We start from the raw sequence: 18,635 nt of genomic DNA, 5'->3' as shown, positions 1-18,635 counted from the left end.
AAGTTCCTTTAAGTTTATGGGAACTGAGAGTGGTTTGGTAGCTTAAAAACGTTTATTCATCTTACTCATCATAAATTTTTGAAGTTCCACAACAACAAGAATCGCTAATGAAAGCCCAGCAACTATTAACCAATGAGTTACACTCAAAGCGACTAAATCAAAAATAGTAGCTAGGAATGGCACAGTAGCCACTAATGCAATAAGCCCAATAGAAAGCATTGCTAATAGGAATAAGCTGAGATTTGAGGTAATGCCTACTTTGAAAATAGATTCTTTAGTACGGGCATTAAAAATATGCAACACAGAAGAAAAACCTAGAATCAAGAAAGCCATCGTTTGACCAACTACATGACTTGCGGCAATTGAAGAACCGATATCAATAAATGAACCTATATAGAATCCAATCAGTGTAGTAACAGTAAACGTTATAGCGGCAATAGCGATGTTCCGGTAGCCACCATTAGCAAAAATACTCTCGCCTTTAGCAGTAGGACGGTTAGACATGATCGTTGGATCAGCTTTTTCTCTACTTAATGCAAATCCAGGGATTCCATCTGCTACAACATTGACAAATAGTAATTGAATCGCAATAACAGGCAATCCCCATCCCATAATAACCGCAATCAACATAATGAAAATTTCTGAAATGTTACATGATAACAAGAAATAGACCGTTTTTTTGATGTTTTCATAAACACGTCTACCTTCTTCTACAGCATGAACAATCGTATCAAATTTGTCATCTGTCAGAATCATGTCTGAGGCACTTTTAGCAACTTCAGTACCAGTAATTCCCATAGCTGTTCCAACATCAGCAGCTTTTAAGGCAGGAGCATCATTGACGCCATCCCCAGTCATGGCTACAACGTCTCCATGTGATTGCCAAGCTTTAACGATTCGAATCTTGTCTTCAGGAGAAACACGCGCATACACTGAATAATCACGAATCGTTTCTTTTAATTTTTCATCTGAAAGTTTGCTTAGTTCAACCCCAGTAATAGCTTTATCTCCCTCTTCAAAAATACCGATTTGTTTAGCGATAGCAGAAGCAGTAGCAGCATGGTCACCAGTAATCATAATCGTCTTGATACCAGCTGATTTAGCTTCTTTAACGGCTTGAATACTTTCTTCACGTGGAGGATCAATCATTCCAACAATCCCAGCAAATATAATCCCATCTTCAAGTTCTTCGGGACTTAAATCCTCTGGAAGTGTATCGTATGTTTTATATCCAACAGCGATAACACGTAAAGCATCATTAGCAAATGAGTCATGGATATCTCGTGCATTTTGACCTACTTCATCTGTAATAGACGAAAATTCAACTGGTAAACGATCAAAAGCTCCCTTAGTAATGGAAATGTAATGACCATCTATCTCATGAACGGTAGTCATCAACTTACGACTAGAATCAAAAGGTATCTCGTGTACACGTGGATAAGATTCATCTAAATCATCTTTTTGTAATCCTTTTTTCTGTAGTAAGCGGATAATCGCTGTTTCAGTAGGATCTCCACTGATAACTTCCTCGCCATCACGATCTTCAATCGTCGCGTTTGAGGCTAGGCTCATCATCTTAAGAACCCATTTTTCATCATCACCAAACTCATTTTTTACATTTATTGGTTCATGAGGAAAAGCCCAAAGCTTTTGAATGGTCATTTGATTTTGAGTTAATGTTCCTGTTTTATCTGAAGCAATAACAGAAGCACTACCTAAAGTTTCAACGGAAGGGATAGTTCGGATGATCGCATTGCGATCTACCATGTTTTTCACACCATTAGCTAATGAAATAGTGACGATAACAGGTAAGGTTTCAGGAACGGCTGCAACAGCAAGTGATACAGCTGTCATTAGGCTAAGGATAAAAGCTTCTCCTTGAAGGAAGCTTAAAGTGAAAATAATAATCCCAGCAATTAAAGCTATCACACTTACTTGTTTTCCTAAACCATCCATTCTAGATTGTAAAGGTGTTTTTCCTTGTTTAGTATTGTTCAACAGATTCGCAACAGAACCCATTTCGGTATCCATACCGGTAGCTACAACAATAGCTGTTGCTCGACCATTTGTAACCAATGTTCCAGAAAAAACAGTATTAAATACATCACCAACAGGACTATTTTCTTCAATTTCAGCATTTTCGTCTTTTTCAACTGGAATGCTTTCACCAGTTAAAGCAGATTCTTCGACTTGTAAATCACTGCTGGAAATTAAACGAGCATCTGCGGGAATTTGATCTCCGGCTTCTAATAGTAAAATATCTCCGGGTACTAAATCAGTGGCATCAATGACGTCTTCTTGGTCATTTCGTAACACTCGTGCTTGTGGTGCAGATAAATTTTGCAATGAAGCTAGAGCTTTTTCAGCTTTTCCTTCTTGTCGGATAGCAATAACAACGTTGATTAAAATAATAGAGAAGATAACAATGGGTTCTGAGAAATCATCGGGGTGTTCAGTGATGGCAATGTACGTTGAGATAATTCCAGCAAGGATCAAGATGATAACTGTGACATCTTTTAATTGATCAAGAACTTTTGAAAATAAAGAAATACTTTCTTCTTCATCAAATTGGTTGGCACCATATTGTTCTCTATGCTGTTCTACTTCTTTTGAGGTTAATCCTTTTTCTGGGTTACTATTGAACTGAGTTACAATAGATTTAATTTTTTTTGTTCTGAAATCCATAACATTCCTCCTGATATAATAGTGTTTGATAAAGCGGTCAGAAACAAGCAACCACTTGTCTGTTTTTTAAGTATACCAAGAAATAATAAATCATGTCAAATTAGGAGATTCAAAAAAAGCCAGCAACGGTAAGATGAAATAAGTTTAAAAGGAATAAACTAAATTTCAAAAAAAAAACCATCCACAATGAAGGGGATGGTAAAGGAGCGATTACTTTCACTTTGGAGGAGAAAGGTACTATCAAGAGATAAAAAGTTGGTTGTTATTGGTATAAGTAAACTATAACGATAAAGTATGAAGAAAATAGGATGAAATCTTTAGGATTTTATTAAGAGAGAGTCGACTAAATAAAAAAAGCTATCTCAATTAAGAGATAGCTAAAGGGGGTAAGTCTCTTTTCAATAGGGGGAGAAAAGAGAATGAAAAATAAATTTAGTTTTATTTAAACAACTGTTACAGTTTATCATAGTCAGTTAAATATCCTATGATAGTAAAGTGAAAAACGTAATGGAATTAAATTAAAGTTTACTTATTTATGATTCATCAGCTAAAGCCTGTACGATTGCCTGATTAAAAGCCGGAAGATCTTCAGGTGTACGGCTAGAAATGATGCCACTTTCGTCTAGTACAACTTCGCTGTCTTCAAATAAAGCACCTGCATTTATCAAGTCTACACCAACTTGTTTAACAGCGGTCATCTTTTTACCTTTGACGACTTCAGCATTAATGAGAAGTTGAGGACCATGACAAATTGAAAAAATAGGTTTTTTTGCATCAGCAAATGCCTTAGTAAACGCTAAAAACCGATCGTCAGATCTTAATTGATCGGGTGAAAAACCACCTGGAATCAATAATGCATCAAAGTCTTCTGGTGAAACGTCGTCAATCCCTTTATCAATGGTGATAGCAACGTCTCCTTTTTTTCCTGTAACCGTGTTGCCTGCTTTGTTCTCAATTGTAATCACTTGATGACCTGCGTTTATTAAAGCTTCTTTCGGCGAAGTGAATTCAACATCTTCAAATAAATTGGTCACTACTGTTGCAATTTTCTTTCCCATGTACAATCCCTCTTTCCTTAAAGTTTAACTAGTATAAGTGTAACGCAGACAAAAACGGTCTTCAAGTGAAAGGGCTTCTAAGGTTACAATACATGGAGTTTTAGCCTTATCTTTTTTTCAAGTAAGTGTTATCATTGAATAAAGATAGGAAAGGAGTTGGTCATAGATGAATATTGCTTTTATTGCGCATGATAAGAAAAAAGATGAAATGGTCAAATTGACTACAGCTTATAAAGAGATTATTAAAGGCCACCAAATATTTGCTACTGGAACTACTGGACAACGAATTATTGATGCAACAGGTTTAAACGTGCATCGCTTTAAATCGGGTCCGCTTGGAGGAGATCAACAAATAGGAGCCTATGTTTCTGATAATAAAATAGACCTGGTTATATTTTTAAGAGATCCTTTGACAGCGCAACCACACGAACCAGATATTTCTGCTTTATTAAGATTGTGTGATGTCTATGAAATACCATTAGCAACAAACCTTGGAACGAGTGAAGTGTTATTAAGAGGTTTAGGAAACGGCTTTATTGAATGGCGCAAAACGCAACGAGAAGCTCAGTTAAAAGAACTAGAAGAATACGAATAAAAAAAGAAGCTCGGACCAATCGTCCGAGCCTCTTTTCAATTATAAGCCGCATTTTAACTGAGCATTACAGTTCGTACAAGTGTTACAACCACCTAAATCTTCTACCGTTCCTTGACGACAGATAGGGCAAGTGTCGCCAATTTCATTTCCATAATTCTTTGCATCGCTAATAGCAGCAACTTGAATCGTTTTTTGTTCTGAAGAAGGACTTTCATCAAACGTTTCTTCGTCCCATAGTGTTTCTTCAGCCTTTAACGTTAATACTTGTGTGTCACGGCTGCCATCTACGTAAACTGTTCCACCCTTTGCGCCACCTTTATAAAGACGCTCATAGATTTTTTGAACTTGTTCAACCGAATAACCTTGGGGAGCATTGACCGTTTTAGAAATAGAACTATCAATCCAACGTTGAATGGTACATTGAACATCAACATGAGCTTCAGGTGTTAAACTCATGGCAGATACAAATTGTTTTGGCAAGTTGTCTGGGTCTGCTTCTGGATGTTGATCTAGGTATTCTTGTACGATGTCAGCTTTTACTTCGATAAATTTACCTAAGCGTCCGCTTCTGAAATAACTAAAAGAATAGTAGGGTTCAAGACCAGTTGAAACGCCGACCATAGTCCCCGTGGAGCCTGTTGGAGCGACGGTTAACAAATGCGAATTGCGTATGCCATATTTCAGTACACCTTCGTGAATGTGTTTTGGCATTTGCTTCATATAACCAGATTGAAGGAATCGTTCTCTTAAGTTAGTTGTTTCTGCATCAGTTTCGCCAATTAAAAATGGAAAGCTGCCACGTTCTTTTGCTAATTCAATAGAAGCTTCATAAGCTGACACAGCAATGGTCTCGAATACTTTATCTATTAATTGATTGCCCTCTTGAGACCCATATTCTACGCCACAGTAAATCAGTAAGTCAGCAAGGCCCATTATGCCTAAACCAACACGACGTTCCCCTAATGCTTGTTTTTCATTATCGGCTAAGAAGTAAGGTGTCGCATCAATCACATTATCTTGCATGCGGACACCGACTTGAACGGTTTGTTTTAATTTGGCAAAATCGATTGTTCCTGATTCTTTGTCAGCCATTTCAGCTAAATTAACAGCTGCTAAATTGCAGACAGAGTAGGGAGCAAGCGGTTGTTCGCCACAAGGATTAGTAGCAACAACTTTTTGTCCATAAGCCGCAGCATTTGTCATTTTATTCGCATTATCAATGAAGAAAATACCTGGTTCAGCAGCGTAAGTGGCACAAATAGTAATCAGTTTCCATAATTCACGAGCTTTTATTGTCCGATAAGTATGGACAGCATGTCCTGAAGCTTCCCATTCACGGACATCTCCAACTTCCGACCAATGAGCATTGTATTCCTCCATATCTTCTGGACTGTATGATTCAACGGCAGGAAAACGAAGCTCATAGTCCGTATCATTTTCAACAGCTTCCATGAAATCTGTTGTCAAACAAACCGAAATATTTGCTCCAGATAAGAAATCTGGATTATGAACACTGTAAGTACCGCCTGTTTTTAATTTGTCAGCTGTTTCTTTCATCATTGTCGCATCAAATCCACCATAACCTGGTACATTCTTATAATTTAAAATACTTTGATACATAGCTATTTCACGTTCGGTAAAAGGAGTGAAGGTTAGTTTTTCATTAGCTAATTTTTTAACTTGGTCGTCTGCTGTATTTTCAATTAAATAACGTAAAATACGAGGATTTTGCATTTTTGAAATAATAAACTCAAGAATATCTGGATGCCAATCTGCTAACATGATCATTTGAGCTCCACGACGGCTGCCGCCTTGTTCTACCAAGTGAGTTAACTTCGCAATATCGTCTAACCAAGAGACCGCTCCTGATGATTTTCCATTTACACCGCGAGCTAATGTATGACGCGGACGAAGAGTAGAGCCATTCGTTCCCACACCACCACCACGACTCATGATTTCCATCACTTGTTTGCGATGATCTGAAATACCTTCACGAGAGTCTGGTACAAATGGCATAACATAACAATTGAAATAGGTAACGTCAGTTTCTGAACCTGCACCATACAAAACACGTCCTGCAGGAATAAAATTCAAGTTTTTTAATTCCTCATAAAAAGTAGCATAAGCAGCTGCTCTTTTTTCAGGAGTCGATTCTGTGGCAGCTAAGCCAGTCGCGTTTCTTTTGGCGATTTGTTCGTAAAAAATTTCAAGCGGCTTTTCGATTACATCTAAACTACAAGTGATGATGCCAGTTTTTTGCTCGTACTCGTCTTCAATGGCTCCACGGAATTCTTCATCAATTAAAACGGAAGCTGTGTGTTGAGAATGGTTGATGTGTGTAACAAAACCCGTTCCTCTAGTAGGGTATTTTGGATCAGCTTTAACGGTTAAAACAACTAAATCTCCTACAGACAGAGTAGACTTGGACAAATCTTTAAATGAATACCGGTCTAGCATGACTAAGCGAGAAACGCCTTTATAAGTTAAGTTCATATCTTCAGTTATCGGATGAACTTGAGGAAAAGCGGGAATAGTTTCATTTAAATTTTTAATGGTTTGTTTCATTTTTGTAGAGCTATTGGCAATCATGAACACCACTCCTTAATAAAGTATGTATTTTTGTAAATAAATAGTAGAAAATATGTAATCACCTATATCTAGTTAACAATAATTCATTTTACACTACATATAGTGATATTGCACGATTAAAAATTCGTTTTTTTTAAAATAAAATGAAAAAAGAAGCGAAAACAACTCGCTTCAATCTTTTTTAGAAAATATTTTTTTATTATTGTTCATTTAAAAAATCTAGTGCATATCTGACATGTAATTCAGTGGCTATCGCTAACCCACGTTCATCAATATCAAAATTTTCATGATGATGCCCATACCAAGTTTCCGGGTTAGCAGGATCTTTCGTTCCTACGCGAGCATAAACGCCTTGCGCAACAGCTAAAAAGTCGGCAAAATCATCTGCTCCTAAACTTTTTGGATTATCTTGAATAATATTCTCATTTCCTACGATGTCAGCTCCTACACGAGCCGCGCGACTTGCAGCTAGTTGGTTATTGATAAGGGGAGCAGCAGCATCGTAATTTTCAAATTCAACTGTCGTACGATGAGCTGTAGCGACATCTCGTGCCACGCGTTCAACAGCTGCTAAAACAAATTGACGTGTTTCGTGACTAAACGTACGTACGGTTCCTTCAATCGAAGCTTCATTGGCAATAATATTGTAACGAGTTCCTGCGTTTAGAACGCCAACAGCAACCACAACATTATCTAAAGGACTCACTTCACGAGCAACAATGCTTTGTAATTCGACTGTAATAGCTGCAGCAGTTAAAAGAGCATCTCTTCCTAAATCGGGTCTAGCCGCATGACCGCTTTCACCTTTTACTTTGATTTTGAAAATATCACAAGAAGCATTTGTTGGACCAGCTGTAGCAACGATTTTTCCGGTTTCGATAGAAGAGTCGACATGGATACCAAAAACTTGATCCACATCGTTGACGAATCCGCCAGCCACAAATTGTCTTGCGCCAGCGCCGATTTCTTCCGCTTGTTGGAAAGCTAATTTGATTGTGCCAGAAAAATCCGCTTCATGCGTTTTTAAGATTTTTGCAGCCCCTAATAAAGCAGAAGTGTGACCATCATGACCGCATGCATGATGCAAGCCTTTCTTAGTTGATTTATAAGGTTTATCTTTAGCATCTTCTAATTCAAGAGCATCAATATCTGCCCGTAAAAGAATTGTTTTACCAGGTCCTTTTTTACCTATAATAGTCCCGAGAGCTCCTGTTTCACCCACAGATTCGTAAGGAATTGCTAATTTATCTAATTCATTTTTGATGAATTTAATCGTTTCATATTCTTTTAAACTTGGTTCAGGGTGTTGATGAAGATAGCGGCGTAACGCAATAACCTCTGGAGCTCCTTGTTGAACTTCTTCGTGTAATGTAGATTGAGTGATTACTGTTGTCATAATTCATCGTCCTCTCAAATTTGTTTACTGTTATTAGTTGTACTCATTTACCATACTGGAATAGAAGAGCCTTTTGATGTTTCGGCAATCACTTCTTTTGTATCTTCAGCCTGATAAGCTTCTATGATCTTTTTGAAAACTTCATTATCTTTATCTTCTTCTCTTGAAACAATCGCATTGTAATAAGGGTCCGATGATTCAGTAACCGGTTCTAAGAAAACAGCATCTTCAGTTGGAATGAAGCCTGCATCAACAGCCATTCCACTATTGATAACGGAAGCAGTCACATCATCTAAAGCACGAGCAGTTTGAGAAGAATCTAATGTTTCAAAGGTTAAGTTTAAAGGATTAGAGGTAATGTCTTCGACTACAGGGATCTGACCTTTCGAAGGATCAACCTCAATTAAACCAGCTGTTTGAAGTAAGAGCAGAGCACGACCTTCATTTGAAACGTCGTTTGGAATGGCAATCACATCGTTTTCTTTTATCTCGGAAATGTCTTGAATACTTGATGAATAAATACCAAGAGGAGCGATAACCGTATCAGCGATAGCGACTAGATTTTCTCCATGGTCTTCGTTAAAAGAATCCATGAAAATTTTTGTTTGAAAAGAGTTTAAATCTAATTCACCTTCAGCAAGAGCTACGTTTGGTGTAGCATAATCTGAAAATTTAATCAGTTCGATTTCAACACCGTCTGCGGCTAATTTTTCTTTCACAAAATCCCAAACTTCATTTACCTCGCCAACGACACCAATTTTAATCGGTTCAGTTTCTTCTGCTTTCGAAGCATCTGTTCCACAAGCAGTCGTTACAAGAAGTCCTACTGCTAACGTTAACCCTAAAAAGCCTTTTTTAATTTTTTTCATCATAAATTCCTCCAATGTCATCTAGTGACTCGTTTTTTTAACTAAAGTATTTCCTATCAATTGACTAATAAAAACAATGATCAAAATAATAACGGTTGCGACGAATGTTACGTCATTTTGGAAACGATTATACCCTCTAGCTATAGCTAAATTCCCTAATCCGCCGCCACCGATTGCTCCAGCCATAGCGGTTAAACCAATCAAGTTAATGATTGTAACAGAAGAGACACGAATGATGGCTGTCAAACCTTCTTTTAAATAAACACGGAAAATAATTTCTAATGGGCTGGATCCCATCGATTGTGCAGCTTCTATGACGCCGGGATCAACTTCCAATAGAGCGTTTTGAATCTGTCTAGCGAAGAAAGGGACTGTTCCGATAACCAAAGGGACGATAGCAGCTGTTGTACCAATAGATGTATGGGCAATCAAGCGAGTTAAGGGGACAACCAAAGCCATCATAATAATAAAAGGTAAAGAGCGAAAGAGGTTGACGATTTGATCAAGTACATTGTAAAGACGAGGGCTTTCTAAGATGCCCCGACGATCCGTTACCACAAGAATGACCCCTAATATCAAACCAAGTACACCGGCTATCAAAGCTGTTGCAGTTACCATGTAGAGTGTCTGTAAAGTACTTTCAATAATTTCATCTTTTAAAGGGATAACATTTTCAAAATAGGTTGTAAGAAATTCGGTCATTTTCATTCACTCCTTAGATAATAGTGGTTTCTTTTTTTAATGGAATAACTTGGTGTTGCCGGTGTATCAAAGTTACTTTTACGTTTTTTGATTTCAAATAAGCAATAGCTTTGTCACGAAAGCTAGGTTCGCCACTTAACACAACAATAAGATTACCGACAGGTGTTTCTTGCAAAAATTCCACATTTCCAAATAAAATATTGGTTGTAACACCAAATCGAGTCGTTAATGTAGCAATCAATGGGTCACTAGTACTTTCGCCAACATAAGAAATCGTGGCTAAAACATCATTTGGTTGCAAATCAAGTAAAGTAGGGTGTTTCAAAATGGTTTCTAAAGCTTGCTCAACATGGGTTGCGGTATTGATAAACTCTTTTGTGATTCTTTCTTTAGGTTCTGTAAAAATAGTGACAAGATCACCTTCTTCAACGACATGACCGTTTTCCATAACCGCTACTTTATTGCAAATTTCTTTTACAACTTGCATCTCATGAGTAATGATGACAATTGTCAATGCCAATTTTTGATTTAACTCTTTCAATAATTCTAGAATCGAAAGGGTCGTTTTTGGATCCAAAGCACTTGTAGCTTCATCGCACAATAAGACTTCAGGATCATTGGCTAAAGATCTGGCAATAGCTACACGTTGTTTTTGGCCGCCGGATAGTTGAGAAGGATAAGCAGCGCTTTTTTCAGTTAATCCTACTAATTTTAATAGTCCAGCTACTTTTGTTTTGATTTCTGTTTTAGCTAATCCCGATTTTCTTAAAGGATAAGCTACATTTTCAGCGATTGTTCGTGACCCCATTAAGTTGAAATGTTGAAAAATCATGCCAATTTTTTTTCGAGCAGCTCGCAATTGCTTTGGTTTTAAACTTAATAAATCTTGACCTGAAACAATTACTGATCCTTCTGTGGGTCTTTGAAGAAGATTGATGGTGCGGACTAAAGTGCTTTTTCCCGCTCCGCTGTAGCCGACGATCCCAAAGACGTCTCCTTTATTAACGGTCAACTGAACATCCTTTACTGCTTTTATGGTCGTTTCTTTCCCTGCAAATGTGACACTTACATTGTTTAATGTAATCATATGAATTCCTCCTTAAAATAGAAAAAAGCGTTCGTCCATTAACCTACTGCTGTAGATTAAAGGACGAACGCTTTAACGTCGTGTTACCACCTTTTTTTGAGTTGTTTTCACAAACAACTCCTTATCGAGTACGAGAAAGTTAATTCTGATACTCTAGCACTGTAATGGGTGCACCCATGATAGCCTTATGTTTAAAACACTCGGTATCCTGCTCGGAGGCCATTTTCTTTTCATTCCTGCAAACCTGTTCTCAGCATTCAGGCTCTCTGTTGTTGCATTCTGTGAAAATACTTTTCTCTTCATTGCGTTTAGTTATGTAGTTGATGAAAATAAAAAAGTCCTTACAAAGAAACAAACGAATCTGTTTCTTTGTAAGGACGAAAGTCAGTTATCTGCTTCGTGTTACCACCTTAATTTATAAGTATATTACTATACTTACCTTAACCAGTACATCAGACTATTTTGTCTGCTTATACTGTGACACTGTAACGGGTGTTCCCGTAGCAAGCTAACACTTTTACACAAGTGATTCGCTAACTCCACTCAAAGACCATCTTCGGTTCAATTTGACTACCCCATTTTCAGCAACTAACTGGGTTCTCTTGTATAGACGAATTTAAACGTACTCTTCTTTTCATAGTGTTTTATCATTTATTTTTCATAATTCTTATCTTGTTCTTAATATACAGAACTAAAAAATAAATGTCAATGACTAATTTTATTAAATAATAATTTGCCCTAGCAAAGAAAATTTCGCTACTATACCAAATAGGTAGAATGTGCTATAGTGAATTTGCCTAAAAGAGGTAAAACGAATTTAGGTAATCTATCAGAGTAGGAAATAAAGCGTTAAGTGTCGCTGGGATGGGATGTTGCCCGCGAACGAAAGATTGTTTAGGCAATTTGCGGTTTTGTTTCTGCATTCGCTGCATAAGCTTTTATGTGTGGAGCTCTTCAAAGGAGATCTTCAAAATGAGTAAGAATAAGTATGATGCACGAAGTGTTTCAATAATAGGGTTATTAATGGCGTTAGAAATCGTTTTAACTCAGTTCATTTCGATTGAAACCCCAATCGTTCGAATTGGTTTTGGTTTTTTACCGATTGCTATTATCGCTATGCTTTATGGTCCTTGGATAGCTGGAATGACTTCAGCAATAACAGATTTAATTGGAACGATATTATTTGGTGGGGGAGTGTTCTTTCCAGGTTTTACCTTATCAGCATTTGTCGGAGGAATGATTTATGGTTTGGTTCTTTACAAGAAACCTAAATCATTAAAGAGAATTATTTTAGCGATACTGTTGGTTACCATTTTTGTGAATTTGGGTTTGAATACAATTTGGTTAACAATCATGCTTGATAAAGCTATCTTTGTAATTTTCCCAACGAGGTTAGTACAAAACCTTATTTTAGCACCCATTAACATCGCATTGTTGTACTTTGTTGTACAGAATAAAACATTGCGGAAAACAATAGGAATTGACTAAATTCTAAGTAGACTAAACAACACAACATCCAAACTAAGACAGCTTAAAGTTAAGCTGTCTTTTTTTCGTCTATATACTGCTTTAGATAAAATGGGTATAGTGTTGCTCTGACCGGAAATTCCAATCAATTTTTGAGTTAATATATTGTAGAAACCTACTATTATTTTCGGTATGATAAAGAAAAGTGGCATACAAGGAGGAAAAAGATCTTGTTTCTTCTCAAAAAAAATAAAAATTCGTTGATTTCTTGTTACGTGTTTAATGTCTAATCATTACGCGAAATAAACACACGATTTTATGTAAAATAGTGTATTATCCTTTTTATTCTTATATACATAGAACATAAGAAAATGTTCTATTAGAATTAAGCTTCTATTTTTATTGTATAATAAACTTATATAGTGATTATTTGATTTTGCACTCTGTCATGAGTTTTTCTTACAAACTTAAAAAATTATAAAGGAGTTAACTTTGTTGACGATACAAAAATTGCATGATGTTAAAAAGTTACAAAAAGAATGTGAAACTCAAGGAAATTTTCAATTAAAACTTAATTGGGATATGTTGGAAAATCGCGACACTACTCAACTTGATTTTTTTCAATATGAAAAAGGAGAGCTTGTTGCATTTTTAGCTCTATATCCTTTTGGATCCACTGTTGAAGTATGTGGCATGGTAAAGCCAAATGAACGACAAAAAGGGCTATTCAGTTCTTTGTTTAAAAAAGGGCTAGAAATTGCACTACAAAATGGCTATAAAGAAATTTTATTAAACGCACCTTCTGAGTCACACTCCGCAAAGTTTTTTTTGAATAAACAAGGTGCTATTTATAAATTTACGGAGCACCAAATGGAATGGCAAGACCGTATCCCAGAACCAGTAGAAGATTTAACACTTCGAAAAGCAACCGTGGAAGATTTAGATATAAGTACACGTTTATCTATTGAAGCTTTTGGTATGTCTAAAGAAGATGCCCTATCAGCGGAGACTGACGATATGCTAATGATTGAAATAAATGAAAAAACAGTAGGAAAACTCCGTTTAAAGCGAACAGATAAACAGACTTGGATATCTTTCTTTTCTATTTTGCCAGAATATCAAGGTAAAGGAATAGGTAGAAAAGTGTTGCAGAAAGTTATTAAGGATCAAATTTCGGATGGCTTCTCGGTACACCTAGAAGTTGAAACAAAAAATGACCATGCTTTAGGATTGTATAAAACCGTAGGATTTAAAGTGGTACATTCGCAAGATTATTATCTCTATCAACCTCATAAATAATAGTGACTAAAAGTAATACGCTACCTATCGATTAATTCGTTTACATAGAATAAATAGTATTTTTCATGAAAAAGAGCGAATAATAAAAGGCTTATACTAGCAAGGTTTTTAATACACGATTCTAAGCAATTTCATGTATTGAAAGAAGTATAGGCAACACTTGAGCACCTGCTATTCATTATTACTTATAACAAACATCAGGTAATCATTATGCCATTAGCAAACGTTTATGTGCCCGTTAATAGCTCTATTTTAATGCTTGTTGAAGAAATGAAAAAGTGTCTAGAAACGCAATTTCTAATTCAAGCTTCTCAACAAAATATTATTGAAAATACGATTTTTTTTTTGAGTACTTAATGCTAATCGTTCATTTATAAATATCTTTCCTATGGCCAATCTCTAACATTAAAATAGTGACTGTATCATCATTGATATCGGCAATTAAGCGATAATCTCCAATTCTATACCGCCATTCTCCTGAACGATTGGCAGTCAATCCTTTACCTTGTTTTCTAGGATCTGTACAATTCACTAGATTCTTTTGAATCCATCCCATAATTAAAAGAGATTGGTGTTTATCCATCTTTTTTAAAGCCTTTTGTGCTCCTTTTTCAAACATTATTTGATAACCTGAATTCATTTAATCCGCTAACTCCTTTAGCATATCTTCAAAAGAAATACTTTGCGGATTTTCTTTGTTCTCAGACATAGCTTGGTTATATAAACTCAAATCAATCTCATCTTCTATTTTTTCTAAAACAGCATTTCTAAATAAAGCTGAAACAGAGATATTATTAGCTTTAGCATATTCTTTGATTAATTGTTCTTCTTGGTTATCAATTCTTAAGGATACTACTGTCATTAGAATCAACTCCTCTTCCTTTGTATGTACATTGTATTACAAAAGAAGAGGAGTTTCAATTTATTTTCTCTATAAAATGGATTAGCGCACTCAAAAATTAACTCTAATTAGCACAAAAAAATCCATAACCTATCAAGGTTATGGATACACTATTCTATCTAATTGCATGTATTATTTTATGTCAATCTTAACATTTTTCTTATATAAAACACTTATCAGATTTTCCTGCTATCATATGCCCAATGAAGAAGAGTCTGCCTTTGCTTTTTTCTACAACTCTGATCATTTTTTTCACAGTTTTTTTTGATAGCTCCTACATGTCTTTTTATTGCTTTCCATCTTTTAATTTGGATTTGATCTTCTTCAGGTAATCTACGTCCATAGTAGTAACGACAATACCATTGAAACCAACCTCGAGGATCGCCTGAATGGATCCATCCTTTTTCTTGCCATGTCTTCAAAGGTAAGGACGCATCAACTTGATAATAGTTTAAGGAAATATCTTTCTTATTAGGTGATAATTTAGCTTTCTCAAACCAATCCCTTGGAAATTCATCCTTTCAATCAGTCATATACTTTCCACCAAAGACACCCAACTCTAACAGTTCTTTTGGAGTCAGTTCAGGTTTGAATTCAGGATTAAAGTTTTCACCTGGTTTTTGTGTTAACTCGTATTCTCCTGTTTGCATCTTATCATCAAACTTAATTATTTTTTTCATAATAGTGTCCTTTCGTCTAATAGGCTAAGTTTGTTATAACAATAGATTTTACTGAATCACAATTATTAAATTCTATTATGTCATTAAGCAATTTTAGTATTAATTACTACTCATGATAACGTCTAATTAATGAAAAATCACTATAATTTTTTAAGTTATAGTGGTGCTATGTCGACTAAACTAAGGATAAAGTTTCAAATGTTAAATTGCACCTTCAAAAAAAACACATTAGAAATGTATAAAAACAGAGATTGTTAAGGAAATAAAACCTTGAGGGATATAAGCCCGTTATTGTAAGTGGTTTACCATAATGTTAGAAATGAAGCAGACAACCAAATTCAAAAAAGACTTGAAAAGACTAAAGAAACGAAATACCAATCTTGAAAAACTAAAAACGGTTATGCAAATAATCGTTGAAGGAGTGCACTTACCTGATGAAGAATACTGCGCCCTTTTCTAAAAAGGATTAAATGATTTAAAAAAGCAATAATCATTACGTTTTTTATTTACGGATCTGGTACTGCTTTTTATTTTTATCAAAAAATTAAGTCGAATAAAAACAAAAGAATAAGATTAAAAAGTAGCCTCTAGCAATTGAGAACTGCTTTTACCTTTTAGATTATTTGATAATATAGAAACATTCATTTTTTTCTTTCAGGAGTTTTAATTAGCAAATCGTTTAGTTGGTGGTAAAATGACTTCAAGGAGTGATAGAGATGACAACTATACAAGTAGAACTACTAGATCGTGTTCAAGAACGTTTTGAAGAAACTCTAGATAAAATGACAGTAGAAGAGGCCAATAAAATGCCACATCCTTTAATTAAATCAGTAACTTGGCTCTTTTGGCATACTGCTCGCGAACTTGATATGCAGATTTCTGATTTAAAAAGCGAAGAAGCACTGTATACAAGTAAAGGGTGGAATAAGCGTTTTGATTTGCCATTCCCAGATGATGCGCCTGAATACCAACATACATCAGAGGAAGCTGAACAAGTCACCGTTTCTGACAAAGAACTCTTAAGTGATTATTTAGATGCCAGTATCAAATTAGCAAAGGATTATCTAGATAATATAAATGAAGATACTTTAGATAAAATTGTTGATGAAAATTGGTCTCCACCGGTAACTCAGCAAGCTCGACTTGTTTCTATTATTGATGATGCCGTTATGCATTCAGGACAAGCCGTTTATACGCGTCGTTTGGTGATTAATAAATAATAGAGTGTCTAGAAACATAAGTATTAATTTCAGTCACTCAATAAGATAGTATTGCAATTGCTTTCTTAAGTACTCAATCTAAATAAAAAGAAAAAAATTCGGCCACTTAAAAAGTAGTCGGATTTTTTGATTAATTAGTCTTTTTGATTATTAATTCTTAAAGATACTCCAGTTATTAGAATCAACCACTCTTCATTTGTACATATATTTTAATACGAAAGAAGAGGAGTTGCAATTTAGTTCATCGGAAAAATGAATTAACTTACTCAGAAATTATTTCTAATTATCGAAAAAATTCATAACATGCCAAAGTTCCAGATACACGATGCTATCTAGTTATATGTATCTAAGTAATTAGAATTATCATATCCCAGCTAGTTAAGAATTATATCCAACGATAAATGTCCAAAAGAGTATATAAAGTGAAATTAATGTAATTAGTGTCCCTACAATTATACTAATTAGAGCTGAGGTTTTGCTTTGTTTTTGTATTTTAATTCCGGTAGTTATTAGCAAAATTCCACCAATCAAAAAAATTACTTCAAACAGTAATATAGGCCATTTAAATTCTATCATATTTTTAAACAAACTCATAAGTCACCTCCCTTTAATAAGTATAATCAAAAAATAATTGTAATAGGTATGCTGATAAAGCAAAACAACGACAAAAAAATAACTGTCTATTAACTTAGTCAACTCGCTACCGTATTAAACGGTTCTACATTGGAAATATGCATGAGTAACATCGACTTAATTAGATTCTATCATTGTTAAGTCTACAATTATCATTTTCTTTTGCTGCATGATCTATTGTTTTATTTATTTTTATGTATGTAAGAGTAGACTGCTTAACAAAAAATCTTGTAGTAACCCCAAAAAAAATAGGTTAAAATCAAACAATATATTAATAATTCAAACGAAGAGGAGAAATATGCTTTTATACTTATCAAATAAAACGATTTTTAAAAGAGCTAGTAAGTTCTTTTTATTTCTAACAAGTCTATCACTAGTTATAGCTTTAATAACGTACATGCTCAGTTTGAAAATTGATTTTATAAAAATATTTGAGTCAATAGGCGATAATGAACAGCTTATCCAATTAAATGGGATACAAAAAGTAGAGGCTTTTATCCTTAATAATGGTTTTAAGGTCCCTCTACAGATGCTAATTTTGTCTATAATTCCAATACAATTTTTATACCTACTAAATATCATTATACCTTCTGCTATTATAGGTATTGCTTTTGGGATCATACTAGAAGTTGATGCAGTTAAAGGAATGCAGGTACTCGTTTCAAGTATGCCATATTATATTGTTGAGGTTTTTGCATTTTGTCTATTCGCAGCTATTTTGTATGAGTTGAATCAGTTTATTCGAATAAAAATTAAAAATATCTTCAAAAAAAATAAAGTGAAAATATCTTTTAAAAATAGGAGTTTAGAAGCTGTAAAAATATATGTTCTATTTATTCTCCCAATGATGATTATCGCTGCATTTTTGGAGACGTATTTAGCAGAGATATTATTCGCTTTTTTCAATGGAAAGTAATCTTTATTTAGCAAAATCTTGGATACATTCATTTATCCGATTTACTCAATATTCAACAAACTGTCCAACTTAGTAAAATGGTACTCCTATTGTATGTAAAAAGTTTTTGACATTAAGAAGTCATTATTGTAAAGTCAAGTGGAAATAGTTTTATACATTTTAGTGAGGTGATTTGATTGTTTATCAGGTGGATAGTTACTTTAGCAGTTGGTGTAATTATGTTTTTTATTAATGGTTGGTTGACTGGAAATAATGAATACGGTATCACAAGTAAAAAGAATGACGAACGATCACAGTTGATTAAACATAAAGCGATTGTGAGTAGTTGGTTATTACTAATGATGTTTTTCATTATTGACTTTATTTTCAATTTTTTTAACTTGGATAATAATCGTTTAGCAATGGTAGAGTTTAATTATCCGGAGTTGTTTTATTTGTTAATTGCGATTGTTAGTTATTTTATATATTACTGGATTTATAGTCGTAAAATGAGTAGCCATGAAAAATAAAATTTTTGAACTTCGAAAAGAAAAAAACT

Annotated in this window: 18 protein-coding genes, 1 riboswitch and 1 other annotated feature; of the genes, 7 read left to right on the top strand and 11 right to left on the bottom strand. The window is 34.7% G+C overall.

The genetic code is table 11. The features are described 5' to 3' along the window. Window positions 1-42: 42 nt before the first annotated feature. The gene (locus CAT7_RS02775) at window positions 43-2,685 is read right to left on the bottom strand and encodes a cation-translocating P-type ATPase (RefSeq protein WP_007721761.1); all 2,643 of its coding nucleotides are present in this window, start codon (window positions 2,683-2,685) and stop codon (window positions 43-45) included. Between the two features lie 533 nt (window positions 2,686-3,218). Beyond that, entirely contained in the window at window positions 3,219-3,743 is a 525-nt protein-coding gene (locus CAT7_RS02770; RefSeq protein ID WP_007721759.1) for a type 1 glutamine amidotransferase domain-containing protein, read from the bottom strand. Between the two features lie 166 nt (window positions 3,744-3,909). Between CAT7_RS02770 and mgsA the strand changes: the two genes are divergently transcribed. Continuing rightward, complete coding sequence (gene mgsA / locus CAT7_RS02765; RefSeq protein ID WP_007721757.1) at window positions 3,910-4,338, top strand: methylglyoxal synthase; 429 nt, start codon at window positions 3,910-3,912, stop codon at window positions 4,336-4,338. Between the two features lie 39 nt (window positions 4,339-4,377). Here the strand turns inward: mgsA and CAT7_RS02760 are convergent, their stop codons facing one another. From CAT7_RS02760 to CAT7_RS02740, 5 genes are all read right to left on the bottom strand, one after another. After that, the gene (locus CAT7_RS02760; RefSeq protein WP_007721755.1) at window positions 4,378-6,927 is read right to left on the bottom strand and encodes a vitamin B12-dependent ribonucleotide reductase; all 2,550 of its coding nucleotides are present in this window, start codon (window positions 6,925-6,927) and stop codon (window positions 4,378-4,380) included. Window positions 6,928-7,126: 199 nt separating this feature from the next. Further along, the gene (locus tag CAT7_RS02755) at window positions 7,127-8,323 is read right to left on the bottom strand and encodes an amidohydrolase (protein ID WP_007721754.1); all 1,197 of its coding nucleotides are present in this window, start codon (window positions 8,321-8,323) and stop codon (window positions 7,127-7,129) included. Between the two features lie 47 nt (window positions 8,324-8,370). Continuing rightward, window positions 8,371-9,192: a MetQ/NlpA family ABC transporter substrate-binding protein gene (locus CAT7_RS02750; RefSeq protein WP_007721752.1), complete on the bottom strand. Its 822-nt coding sequence runs from the start codon at window positions 9,190-9,192 to the stop codon at window positions 8,371-8,373. A 21-nt stretch (window positions 9,193-9,213) separates the two neighbouring features. Beyond that, the gene (locus tag CAT7_RS02745; RefSeq protein ID WP_007721750.1) at window positions 9,214-9,894 is read right to left on the bottom strand and encodes a methionine ABC transporter permease; all 681 of its coding nucleotides are present in this window, start codon (window positions 9,892-9,894) and stop codon (window positions 9,214-9,216) included. 13 nt (window positions 9,895-9,907) lie between these two features. Beyond that, complete coding sequence (locus CAT7_RS02740; RefSeq protein ID WP_007721747.1) at window positions 9,908-10,981, bottom strand: methionine ABC transporter ATP-binding protein; 1,074 nt, start codon at window positions 10,979-10,981, stop codon at window positions 9,908-9,910. Between the two features lie 56 nt (window positions 10,982-11,037). Continuing rightward, window positions 11,038-11,293: a binding site (T-box leader), on the bottom strand. 516 nt (window positions 11,294-11,809) lie between these two features. After that, window positions 11,810-11,912, top strand: a riboswitch (THF riboswitch). Window positions 11,913-11,953: 41 nt separating this feature from the next. On the opposite strand from CAT7_RS02740, the gene CAT7_RS02735 reads away from it, so the two are divergent. Then, a complete protein-coding gene (locus CAT7_RS02735; protein WP_007721743.1) occupies window positions 11,954-12,469 on the top strand; it encodes a folate family ECF transporter S component in 516 nt (171 codons plus the stop codon). Window positions 12,470-12,958: 489 nt separating this feature from the next. After that, complete coding sequence (locus CAT7_RS02730) at window positions 12,959-13,747, top strand: GNAT family N-acetyltransferase (protein ID WP_198008038.1); 789 nt, start codon at window positions 12,959-12,961, stop codon at window positions 13,745-13,747. A 367-nt stretch (window positions 13,748-14,114) separates the two neighbouring features. Here CAT7_RS02730 and CAT7_RS02725 read toward each other — a convergent pair whose 3' ends face one another. From CAT7_RS02725 to CAT7_RS12355, 3 genes are all read right to left on the bottom strand, one after another. Beyond that, on the bottom strand, window positions 14,115-14,387 hold the full coding sequence (locus CAT7_RS02725) for a type II toxin-antitoxin system RelE family toxin (protein WP_007721731.1): 273 nt from the start codon (window positions 14,385-14,387) through the stop codon (window positions 14,115-14,117). Further along, complete coding sequence (gene relB, locus CAT7_RS02720; RefSeq protein ID WP_007721729.1) at window positions 14,388-14,609, bottom strand: type II toxin-antitoxin system RelB family antitoxin; 222 nt, start codon at window positions 14,607-14,609, stop codon at window positions 14,388-14,390. 560 nt (window positions 14,610-15,169) lie between these two features. Continuing rightward, window positions 15,170-15,328, bottom strand: coding sequence for a hypothetical protein (locus tag CAT7_RS12355; RefSeq protein ID WP_007721725.1), 159 nt, complete (start codon window positions 15,326-15,328; stop codon window positions 15,170-15,172). 310 nt (window positions 15,329-15,638) lie between these two features. Here CAT7_RS12355 and CAT7_RS12670 point away from each other — a divergent pair, with 310 nt between their 5' ends. Together CAT7_RS12670 and CAT7_RS02710 are read left to right on the top strand one after the other, a co-directional pair. Next, window positions 15,639-15,788: a type II toxin-antitoxin system YafQ family toxin gene (locus tag CAT7_RS12670; RefSeq protein WP_007721723.1), complete on the top strand. Its 150-nt coding sequence runs from the start codon at window positions 15,639-15,641 to the stop codon at window positions 15,786-15,788. 250 nt (window positions 15,789-16,038) lie between these two features. Continuing rightward, the gene (locus CAT7_RS02710) at window positions 16,039-16,548 is read left to right on the top strand and encodes a DinB family protein (protein WP_156780501.1); all 510 of its coding nucleotides are present in this window, start codon (window positions 16,039-16,041) and stop codon (window positions 16,546-16,548) included. Window positions 16,549-16,926: 378 nt separating this feature from the next. Here the strand turns inward: CAT7_RS02710 and CAT7_RS02705 are convergent, their stop codons facing one another. Continuing rightward, window positions 16,927-17,142, bottom strand: a complete 216-nt coding sequence (locus CAT7_RS02705; RefSeq protein WP_007721720.1) for a hypothetical protein — start codon at window positions 17,140-17,142, stop codon at window positions 16,927-16,929. A 337-nt stretch (window positions 17,143-17,479) separates the two neighbouring features. On the opposite strand from CAT7_RS02705, the gene CAT7_RS02700 reads away from it, so the two are divergent. After that, entirely contained in the window at window positions 17,480-18,097 is a 618-nt protein-coding gene (locus CAT7_RS02700; protein ID WP_007721718.1) for a stage II sporulation protein M, read from the top strand. A 176-nt stretch (window positions 18,098-18,273) separates the two neighbouring features. Continuing rightward, window positions 18,274-18,606 (top strand): hypothetical protein, encoded by a 333-nt coding sequence (locus CAT7_RS02695; protein ID WP_035019343.1) that lies wholly within the window; start codon window positions 18,274-18,276, stop codon window positions 18,604-18,606. The last annotated feature ends 29 nt before the right edge of the window (window positions 18,607-18,635 follow it).

This window comes from Carnobacterium sp. AT7, from assembly GCF_000171855.1.
Taxonomy (GTDB): Bacteria; Bacillota; Bacilli; order Lactobacillales; family Carnobacteriaceae; genus Carnobacterium_B; species Carnobacterium_B jeotgali.
This window is presented reverse-complemented; position numbering and strand designations above follow the sequence as displayed.

Coding starts and splice junctions, on each gene's coding strand:
- CAT7_RS02750 (WP_007721752.1), bottom strand. CDS start 9,192: ATGAAAAAAATTAAAAAAGGCTTTTTAGGGTTAACGTTAGCAGTAGGA.
- CAT7_RS02775 (WP_007721761.1), bottom strand. CDS start 2,685: ATGGATTTCAGAACAAAAAAAATTAAATCTATTGTAACTCAGTTCAAT.
- CAT7_RS12355 (WP_007721725.1), bottom strand. CDS start 15,328: ATGAAAAAAATAATTAAGTTTGATGATAAGATGCAAACAGGAGAATAC.
- CAT7_RS02760 (WP_007721755.1), bottom strand. CDS start 6,927: ATGATTGCCAATAGCTCTACAAAAATGAAACAAACCATTAAAAATTTA.
- CAT7_RS02735 (WP_007721743.1), top strand. CDS start 11,954: ATGAGTAAGAATAAGTATGATGCACGAAGTGTTTCAATAATAGGGTTA.
- CAT7_RS02705 (WP_007721720.1), bottom strand. CDS start 17,142: ATGAGTTTGTTTAAAAATATGATAGAATTTAAATGGCCTATATTACTG.
- CAT7_RS02700 (WP_007721718.1), top strand. CDS start 17,480: ATGCTTTTATACTTATCAAATAAAACGATTTTTAAAAGAGCTAGTAAG.
- CAT7_RS02725 (WP_007721731.1), bottom strand. CDS start 14,387: ATGAATTCAGGTTATCAAATAATGTTTGAAAAAGGAGCACAAAAGGCT.
- mgsA (WP_007721757.1), top strand. CDS start 3,910: ATGAATATTGCTTTTATTGCGCATGATAAGAAAAAAGATGAAATGGTC.
- relB (WP_007721729.1), bottom strand. CDS start 14,609: ATGACAGTAGTATCCTTAAGAATTGATAACCAAGAAGAACAATTAATC.
- CAT7_RS02770 (WP_007721759.1), bottom strand. CDS start 3,743: ATGGGAAAGAAAATTGCAACAGTAGTGACCAATTTATTTGAAGATGTT.
- CAT7_RS02755 (WP_007721754.1), bottom strand. CDS start 8,323: ATGACAACAGTAATCACTCAATCTACATTACACGAAGAAGTTCAACAA.
- CAT7_RS02740 (WP_007721747.1), bottom strand. CDS start 10,981: ATGATTACATTAAACAATGTAAGTGTCACATTTGCAGGGAAAGAAACG.
- CAT7_RS02745 (WP_007721750.1), bottom strand. CDS start 9,894: ATGACCGAATTTCTTACAACCTATTTTGAAAATGTTATCCCTTTAAAA.
- CAT7_RS12670 (WP_007721723.1), top strand. CDS start 15,639: ATGTTAGAAATGAAGCAGACAACCAAATTCAAAAAAGACTTGAAAAGA.